10 protein-coding genes and 1 pseudogene are annotated in these 7,668 nt (G+C 46.3%); all 11 read left to right on the top strand.

The features are described 5' to 3' along the window. Positions 1-75: 75 nt before the first annotated feature. A pseudogene (locus Q0200_RS08880) lies at positions 76-306 on the top strand (helix-hairpin-helix domain-containing protein); the annotation flags it as partial. Between the two features lie 789 nt (positions 307-1,095). Further along, the gene (locus tag Q0200_RS08875) at positions 1,096-1,491 is read left to right on the top strand and encodes a hypothetical protein (protein ID WP_297940473.1); all 396 of its coding nucleotides are present in this window, start codon (positions 1,096-1,098) and stop codon (positions 1,489-1,491) included. Continuing rightward, positions 1,478-2,644, top strand: a complete 1,167-nt coding sequence (locus Q0200_RS08870; protein ID WP_297940471.1) for a beta-ketoacyl synthase N-terminal-like domain-containing protein — start codon at positions 1,478-1,480, stop codon at positions 2,642-2,644. The genes Q0200_RS08875 and Q0200_RS08870 overlap by 14 nt, the downstream gene beginning before the upstream one ends. Beyond that, the gene (locus Q0200_RS08865) at positions 2,641-3,081 is read left to right on the top strand and encodes a thioester dehydrase (RefSeq protein ID WP_297940469.1); all 441 of its coding nucleotides are present in this window, start codon (positions 2,641-2,643) and stop codon (positions 3,079-3,081) included. Before Q0200_RS08870 ends, Q0200_RS08865 begins: the two co-directional genes overlap by 4 nt. Beyond that, complete coding sequence (gene fabG, locus Q0200_RS08860; protein WP_297940467.1) at positions 3,074-3,787, top strand: 3-oxoacyl-ACP reductase FabG; 714 nt, start codon at positions 3,074-3,076, stop codon at positions 3,785-3,787. Before Q0200_RS08865 ends, fabG begins: the two co-directional genes overlap by 8 nt. Then, positions 3,787-5,028 carry a beta-ketoacyl-ACP synthase gene (locus Q0200_RS08855; protein ID WP_297940466.1) on the top strand — a complete coding sequence of 414 codons (1,242 nt, stop codon included), beginning with the start codon at positions 3,787-3,789 and terminating at the stop codon, positions 5,026-5,028. The genes fabG and Q0200_RS08855 overlap by 1 nt, the downstream gene beginning before the upstream one ends. A 16-nt stretch (positions 5,029-5,044) precedes the next feature. Then, positions 5,045-5,497 carry a hypothetical protein gene (locus Q0200_RS08850; protein WP_297940465.1) on the top strand — a complete coding sequence of 151 codons (453 nt, stop codon included), beginning with the start codon at positions 5,045-5,047 and terminating at the stop codon, positions 5,495-5,497. A gap of 9 nt (positions 5,498-5,506) precedes the next feature. Beyond that, on the top strand, positions 5,507-5,926 hold the full coding sequence (locus Q0200_RS08845) for an excinuclease ABC subunit A (protein WP_297940462.1): 420 nt from the start codon (positions 5,507-5,509) through the stop codon (positions 5,924-5,926). A 15-nt stretch (positions 5,927-5,941) separates the two neighbouring features. Further along, complete coding sequence (locus Q0200_RS08840) at positions 5,942-6,622, top strand: beta-ketoacyl synthase chain length factor (RefSeq protein WP_297940460.1); 681 nt, start codon at positions 5,942-5,944, stop codon at positions 6,620-6,622. Further along, entirely contained in the window at positions 6,600-7,352 is a 753-nt protein-coding gene (locus Q0200_RS08835) for a lysophospholipid acyltransferase family protein (protein ID WP_297940458.1), read from the top strand. Before Q0200_RS08840 ends, Q0200_RS08835 begins: the two co-directional genes overlap by 23 nt. Next, positions 7,349-7,606: a phosphopantetheine-binding protein gene (locus Q0200_RS08830; RefSeq protein WP_002946940.1), complete on the top strand. Its 258-nt coding sequence runs from the start codon at positions 7,349-7,351 to the stop codon at positions 7,604-7,606. Before Q0200_RS08835 ends, Q0200_RS08830 begins: the two co-directional genes overlap by 4 nt. Positions 7,607-7,668 lie beyond the last annotated feature (62 nt).

Here is a 7,668-nt window from a genome sequence, read left to right as displayed (position 1 = left end):
ATATTTATTTTAACTAATATATAATTATTTTTGAGATAAAATTAAAAATTAAATTCTAAAACAAAAGGAAAAACAATGAACAAATTTGTATTTTCAATGTTGGCATGCGCCTCAATGGTATTCGCAGCTATAAATTTAAACACAGCCACAAAAGAAGAGCTTATGAGCTTAAACGGCATTGGTGCAGCGAAAGCCGATGCTATTATTGAATATAGAAAAACAAATAAATTTGAGAGCATAGAGGATATTAAAAACGTAAACGGTATCGGCGATAAGACTTTTGAAAATTTAAAAGGCGAGATATCTACGAGCGGTACAAGCGTAGTACCCGCAAGCGATAAAGTATCGAAAAAGGCAAAAGAGGTCAATGATATGACTGATAAAGTAAAGCAGAGCAAAAAAGAAGTCTCTAAAAAAACAAAAGATATAGAAGATAAGGTAGCTACGCCTGTAAAAGATGCGGATAAGGCCAAAACCGACATAGAGGAAAAGGCTTCTAAAAGCATCAAAAATAAAGCAAAATCTAGCGAAGATAAAATAGAAAAAGACATCGATGATGTTAAGACTAAGGCAAAATCTTCAAAGAAAAAAGTTGAAGAAAGTGCGGGCAAGGAAGTCGAAGCTAAAAAATCAACAAAGAAAAAATAAGAATAATATTATTTATCCTGTCTAATTTTAGTCTTATAAATCAAACCGCATAAATCCTTTTTTAGCAAATAACTATAAAGGATTTATGCGATATTCTTGTGCTAACCATACAGATAAAACTACATAAAATATCTTAGAGTTAATCGATCAATATAAATTTAAAGACGTAAAGTTAAATGCTTTTATGCGCGCGTAGCCAATATAAATATGTTTTATATTTAATAATTGCAAAAACTACGGATTGGACTTTTGCGTATAACAAAATGCATACTTATAAACCCTTTCTAGTAAAATTAGATAGAAATTTATAAATAAAAATCAAACAATTTTAGTTAAAAACATATTTTTAGATGCCAATTTATGCACCCTGCGTTGTTTTTAAAGGTTAAAAAGATATAATCTGTGCATTATTCTAAAACAAACAAAATTTAATAAGGCGATCAAAGAGTGCGGTTTAAAAAGGTTTTAAATTTTATATCTATTTTTGCGGCGGCATTTGTGCTCGACGGATGTGCGGCAAAGGCTAAATTTGACGTTCCGCAGATCGTAAATTTCGATAAACGCGGGTTTGAAGTGATTTCCCAAAGCGGCTCAAATTTGCTCTATATTTCGCATGAAAAAGATGATTTTTATTTTACGATGATAAACTCCATGGGTACTCCGCTGGCTAGGCGAGTTTTAAGGCCGAGCGGCGAATTTGAAGCTATCGGTTTTTTACCGCCAAATAGCGCCTACAACGAGCTTTTTGCTAAAGTGCTAAATATCGTAAAATCAAATCAAAAAGAGGCCGTCATAACGGCAAATAACGAAAATTTTAAGGTAAGAGCCCTTGATATACGTTAGTAAGCCAGCCCTCATCAGCGCAGCCGGAGCCGATGCGGAGGAAAATTTTGCAAATTTATGCGGCGAAAAGAGATTTTTGAGCGTTTGCGAAGGCTTTAGGGCGGATAAAAGCTTTATCCTCGGCAAAGCCCGCGCGCCGCTGGCTAAATTTAGCCAAAATACGCCAAAACACTTGCAAACGCGCACGAACGCTCTGGTTTTAAGCGCGCTTTTGCAGATAGATAAAGACGTGCGAGACGCTATCAAAAAGTACGGCAAAAATCGCGTCGGCGTAGTGGTGGGCACGACTACTAGCGGCGTGGAGGAAAACTACGAAACGTTTAAGGATTTTGCCGCGACGGGGTTTTTTGATGCTTCAAAATTCGGCGTCAGTCGCAACTCCTTAGCCAATCCGTCCGAATTTATCGCCGATTTTTACGGGCTTAGCTCGGTTGCGTTTTCCGTCTCGACGGCCTGTACCTCGGGCGTCAAGGCGATCATAACGGCAAAAAGGCTGCTGGAGCCCGGTATCTGCGACGCCGTAATCTGCGGCGGCGTAGATAGCCTAAATACGCTAACGATAAACGGCTTTGATAGCCTGGGTATCCTAAGCGCGCGCGAGACCAATCCGTTTTCCAAAAATCGCGACGGTATAAATATCGGCGAAGGCGCGGCATTTTTTGTGGCGAGCAGGGATGAAATCTCAAATGTCGTTATCGCAGGCGAGCACTCAAACTGCGATGCGTTTCATATGACGCAGCCCGATTTTAGCGGACAGATGCAAACAAAGTGCGTGCAAAAGGCGCTGCAGGCGGCAAATTTAAGCAGCGTCGATTATATAAATTTGCACGGTACCGGCACGCAGGCAAACGATAAAATCGAGGCAAAGATCGTGCATTCGCTCATGCCGAGCGTTTTTGCTAGCTCCGTTAAGCCTCTAATCGGCCACACGTTAGGAGCCGCAGGAGCCATCGAGAGCGCGCTTTGCGCTATGCTTTGCGCTAGGGGCGAAACGGTGCTGCCGCCGCATGTTTATGACGGCGTTTACGATGATGAGATAGAGAGGGTAAATTTGGTAAAATTTGGCCAAAAAGCGGTCGTAAATTCAGCTATGTCGCTGTCGTTTGCATTTGGCGGCGATAACGCGGCGATCGTGTTTGGGAGGGTGAAATGAGCCTAGAGGGTTATCTCCCGCACGGCACGGCGATCATTTTTATCGACGAGGTGCTTAAATTTGAAGATGGGCGCATAAAAACCAAAAGCGTTATAAAAGAGGATAATAAATTTCTTGCAGACGGCAAATTCGCCATGCATAAAACCGTCGAGATGATGGCTCAGTCGCTGGGTATCTACGACTCAAAGATGCGCGAGCTAAAAGGTATGAAATTTGGGCTAGGCTTTTTGCTGGGCAGTAGAAAATTTGAGATATTTAAGCCGTTTTTAAAGATCGGAGACGAAGTCGTCATCGAAGCCGCCTGCTCGATACAAGACGCAAGCGGTTTTGGCGTTTACGACTGCGAGCTTTACATAAACGGCGAGCTTGGAGCGCGCGCGACGCTAAACGTGCTAAGCCCGGACGAAGAATACGCAAAAAGGATACTAGATGAGTAAAAGGGTGCTGATAACGGGCTCGAGTCGCGGCATCGGCGAAGCGGTAGCTAGGCGGCTGGCGGCGGCGGGATACGAGGTCGTGCTGCACGGCAAAAGCGCGAGCGAGCGACTATCAAATTTACAAAACGAGTTAAATTTGAGCGCTTTAAAATTTGACGTAGCAGATACCCAGGCGGCAAGGGCGGCGATCGAGGCCGATATAGAGGCTAACGGCGCTTATTACGCAGTCGTACTAAACGCAGGTATCACGCGCGATAACACCTTCGTCGGCATTGAGGACGAGGACTGGTTCGGCGTCGTAGATACGAATTTAAACGGCTTTTATAACGTCCTAAAGCCTGCTCTCATGCCTATGATTCGCGCTAAGAAGCCCGCTCGCATCGTCGTCATGAGCTCGGTCTCAGGCGTCATAGGCAACCGCGGACAGAGCAACTACGCGGCTAGCAAGGCCGGTCTCATCGGCGCGGCAAAGTCCCTCGCCGTCGAGCTAGCATCGCGAAATATCACCGTAAACTGTATCGCGCCCGGACTCATCGAGACCGATATGACGGACGGCGGTTTGCCGATGGAGGAGATCTTAAAGGCTATCCCTGCTAAAAGAGCGGGCAAAGCAGACGAGGTCGCGCCTTTGGTCGAGTTTTTGCTAAGCGAGGGCGCAGCCTACATAACGAGGCAGGTTATCGGCGTAAACGGAGGGCTTTGCTGATGCGAGTTTTTATAACGGGTATGGGTATGGTGAGCGCGTTTGGAAAGAGCTGGGAGGAGATAAAGGCTAAATTTGAGCTCGGCCGAAACGCAGTGAGATATATGCCGCAGTGGGATAGGTACGCCGATCTAAATACTCGTCTGGCTGCGCCGATAGAGGGCTATGAATGTCCTGGCTCGTGGGACCGTAAGCAGTTAAGAAGCCTAGGCACTGTCTCGATGTATAGCGTCGAGGCGGCGGGGCTGGCGCTAAGAGACGCCGGGCTCATGCAAGGCGAAAATTTAGACGCCGCGAGCCTTGATCCCAGCGTGCAAGACGGCAGACTAGGGGTCGCGTGCGGCTCGTCTACGGGCAGCACCGAGTCGATACTAGCGATGGCAAAGCTGCTAGAGCGCGGCGAAAACGAGTGTAACGCCAACACCTACATCAAGATGATGCCTCACACCACGGCGGCAAATATCGCGCTTTTTTACTCGCTAAAAGGGCGCATCATCCCGACGTCATCGGCATGTACGAGCGGATCGCATGCGATTGGCTACGCTTATGAAAGCATCAAAAGCGGTAAGATCGACATGATGCTAGCAGGCGGCGCTGAGGAGCTATGCCCGAGCGAGGCGTACGTGTTTGACATGCTTTACGCCACTAGCGTGAAAAATGGCTCGCCTGAAATTTCGCCGGCTCCCTTTGACGAGGGGCGCGACGGGCTAGTGCTAGGCGAGGGTGCGGGGATACTTTTGCTAGAGAGCGAAGAGAGCGCCGTAAAACGCGGGGCTAAAATTTACGCCGAGGTCGTAGGCTTTGGCTCAAACTGCGACGGCTCGCACGTAACGCGCCCGCAAAGCGCGACGATGAAAGGCGCGATGGCTCTAGCTTTAAAAGACGCAAATTTAACGCCTGAAAAGATCGGCTACGTAAATGCTCACGCTACGGCGACTAAGCATGGCGACGTCGCCGAGAGTATCGCTACAAACGAGCTTTTTGGTGACAAGATCGCTATCAGCTCGCTAAAAAGCTACCTCGGCCATACGCTGGGTGCTTGCGGCGGCTTGGAGGCGATATTTAGCGTGATGATGATGCGGGAGAAGAGATTTTTCCCGACGATAAATTTAACCAGCGTCGATCCGGAGTGCGCGCGGCTTTTTTACCTGACCGAGCAAACCGCGATAGATACGGACTTTGTTATGAGTAACAACTTTGCTTTTGGCGGAGTAAATACGTCGCTGATATTTAAAAGAATTTAAAATTTGAAGGTAAAATATGAAACGAATTTTAGCCGTTTTGCTTTTGGTTTGCTCTTTTTCTGCGGCGAAGGACGAGTTTTACGAGCACGATATCGCAAGCGCGCTGGAGTCTAAATTTGCAAAGAAATATCTGCTAAAAGATATAAGCTTGCAGTTTTCTAAACAGACGGACGAGGAGTTAGAGCCCGTAAAATCGCAAAGGCGTAGCAACAAATACCGCGCGGTCGAGGAAGATAGTTTCGGCGACGCGGTAAAAGATCCGCGCGAGGATAACTACAAGGAGTCTTGCGAATACGTTTTTGTTAAGGTTTTGGTCGATCTGCAAACGGCGGCGAAAAACGCGGGCAAAAACAGCGTCGTGAACATACAAGGAAACTATAAGGATAAGTTGCTGGATAGCAAGGATAAATTTCAATGCGTAGTCGGAAATATGGCGACTGCGGTGGCGTTGAAAGCAAATTTGAAATAAGGAGAAAAAATGAAAAAATTACTGGTTTTAGTGGGCGTTTGCGCCTTGGCTTTAAATTTGAGCGCGCGCGACGACGTGCTTAGCTTTTCGATCGAGGAGGCGCTAAGCTCGCCAAAGGCTAAAGAGGTGCTAAATCCAAACATCAAGCTAAGCTTCGGCTCGGGTACGAAAGGCGGCATCATTAAAAGCGGTCTAATGGCGAACAAAAAAACCAATGCCTTTAACAAAAGCGACAAAGAGGCATGCGAGTGGGCGTTTTTATCGGCGGTAAAAACCTTCCAAGAGCGTGCGGTGCAAGAAGGCGGCACTAGAGTGGTAAATTTAACCGGCTACTACAAAAAACAACCTTTTGACTCCAAAACGCAGTTTCAGTGCGGCGCGGGCGCTTTGATGGCCGGCGTAACGCTAAAAGGCGATATAGCAAAATAGGCGGCAAAAGGAGCAATGAGGCTAAATTTTAAACTCGATTTTTTTGACGCGGTTGTTTTTAACGGCGCGCAGGACGCGAAGCTGGCGATATACGAGAGGGAGCTTGACGTCTCGCATGTGTCCCCGCTTGAGCGGCGCAGGCTTAGCCGCGCGGCAAAGTGCGCCTTTGATCTAACTAAAAACATCGCGCCGCTTGATATGCCTATCGTGTTTAGCTCGTACGAAGGTGAGATAAATCGCTGTTTTGAGCTGCAAAGTACGCTAGCTCACGGCGAGCTCATCTCGCCGACCTCGTTTTCGCTCTCGGTGCACAACGCCCTTTCCTCGCTTTTAGCGATAAATTTTAAAAATCGTAGTGAAATCTCCGCCGTTTCGGCATACGCGCCGTTAGAGTACGCTTTACTGCAGGCGCATCTGATGCTAAAAAGTGGAGCCAAAAACGCTCTGGTTTTAGCCTATCACGAGAGCATTTCGCAGGAGTATTTTGACGAGTCTGCGCCCTCTTGTATGGTTTGTTTGCTAGTTAGCGAGGGCGAAAATTTGAGCCTATCGCAAGGCGAAATTAGCGGCAAAACGGATGAAAATTTGCTCGTTAAATTCCTGCAAAATTTTGATCCGAAGCAAAAATGCTCCTGGCAAAGCGCGGATAAAAACTCCGCTTGGCGGTGGGATTATGAGCCCTCGTCACTGGTTTAAAATTTTTATCGTAGGGGCGAATTTTGCGCTATTTGGACTCATTTGCGCGCTTGGAAATTTGATCTTTGTTCCGGTTGCGCTTCTTGGGCTTTATAAATTTAAGTTTATCCGAAATTTTTGCCGCGATCTGGTGCGTTTGGCTTGGAGATTTTTTATATTTTCTACGCAAATTTCCGGCTATCAGCGCACCAAATTTGACCTTCCTTTGGGGCTTGGCTCCGCCTCGCAGATAATCATCGCAAATCACCCTTCGCTTTTAGACGTCGTCTTTTTGATAGCTCTCATTCGCCGCGCAAACTGCGTGGTAAAAGCAAGCCTTGGTAAAAATATATTCTTAGCTCCCGCGATAAAATCATGCGGATATATCTTAAATACCGCAAACGAGGAGCTCTTGCAAAAAAGCGCGGACGCACTAAAAAGCGGCGAGAGCTTGATAATATTTCCCGAGGGTACGCGCACGGCGGGCGAGATAGTTTTTCATAAAGCAGCCGCCTACATCGCGGTAAATGCGGCAAAGCAGCTAGTCGCCATCGCTATCAAAATGGATCCGCCCAGCCTCAAAAAAAACGAGCCTTGGTACAAAACCCCGAGCATTATGATAAAATACGAGTTCAAAGAGTTTTTTAGGCTAAATTTGGACGGGTTTTGCGCGGATAGACCAAACCCGATCAGGGCTAGAGAGCTACACGCTTTTATCAGCGAAAATTATACAAAGGAGTTTAAACAATGAACGAACTAATAGACGAGATAAAAGAGCTCATCATAAAGAGCTTAAATTTAGAGGATATGAAACCAAGCGATATCGACGAGAACGCGCCGCTTTTTAACGAGGGGCTAGGTCTTGATAGCGTCGATGCGCTCGAGCTTGGCCTTGCGGTACAAAAAAGCTACGGTTTGGTACTTGACTCTAAAACGGCAAATTTAAAAGAGATTTTTTACAGCGTAAAAAGCCTCGCGCAATATATCTTTGAAAACAGGAAATAACGATGAAGCAGGAAGAAATTTTTGAGATTTTAAAGTCCGCGCTAGTGCAGCTTTTTGAGATC

This window comes from uncultured Campylobacter sp. (assembly GCF_938045225.1).
Classification (GTDB): Bacteria; Campylobacterota; Campylobacteria; order Campylobacterales; family Campylobacteraceae; genus Campylobacter_A.
Note: the sequence above shows the minus strand (reverse complement) of the source record. Positions and strands in the feature narration are given on the sequence as shown.

Excerpts from the sequence above, each read along its gene's own strand:
- Q0200_RS08865 (WP_297940469.1), top strand. The coding sequence starts at position 2,641 with ATGAGCCTAGAGGGTTATCTCCCGCACGGCACGGCGATCATTTTTATC.
- fabG (WP_297940467.1), top strand. The coding sequence starts at position 3,074 with ATGAGTAAAAGGGTGCTGATAACGGGCTCGAGTCGCGGCATCGGCGAA.
- Q0200_RS08855 (WP_297940466.1), top strand. The coding sequence starts at position 3,787 with ATGCGAGTTTTTATAACGGGTATGGGTATGGTGAGCGCGTTTGGAAAG.
- Q0200_RS08850 (WP_297940465.1), top strand. The coding sequence starts at position 5,045 with ATGAAACGAATTTTAGCCGTTTTGCTTTTGGTTTGCTCTTTTTCTGCG.
- Q0200_RS08845 (WP_297940462.1), top strand. The coding sequence starts at position 5,507 with ATGAAAAAATTACTGGTTTTAGTGGGCGTTTGCGCCTTGGCTTTAAAT.
- Q0200_RS08840 (WP_297940460.1), top strand. The coding sequence starts at position 5,942 with ATGAGGCTAAATTTTAAACTCGATTTTTTTGACGCGGTTGTTTTTAAC.
- Q0200_RS08835 (WP_297940458.1), top strand. The coding sequence starts at position 6,600 with ATGAGCCCTCGTCACTGGTTTAAAATTTTTATCGTAGGGGCGAATTTT.
- Q0200_RS08830 (WP_002946940.1), top strand. The coding sequence starts at position 7,349 with ATGAACGAACTAATAGACGAGATAAAAGAGCTCATCATAAAGAGCTTA.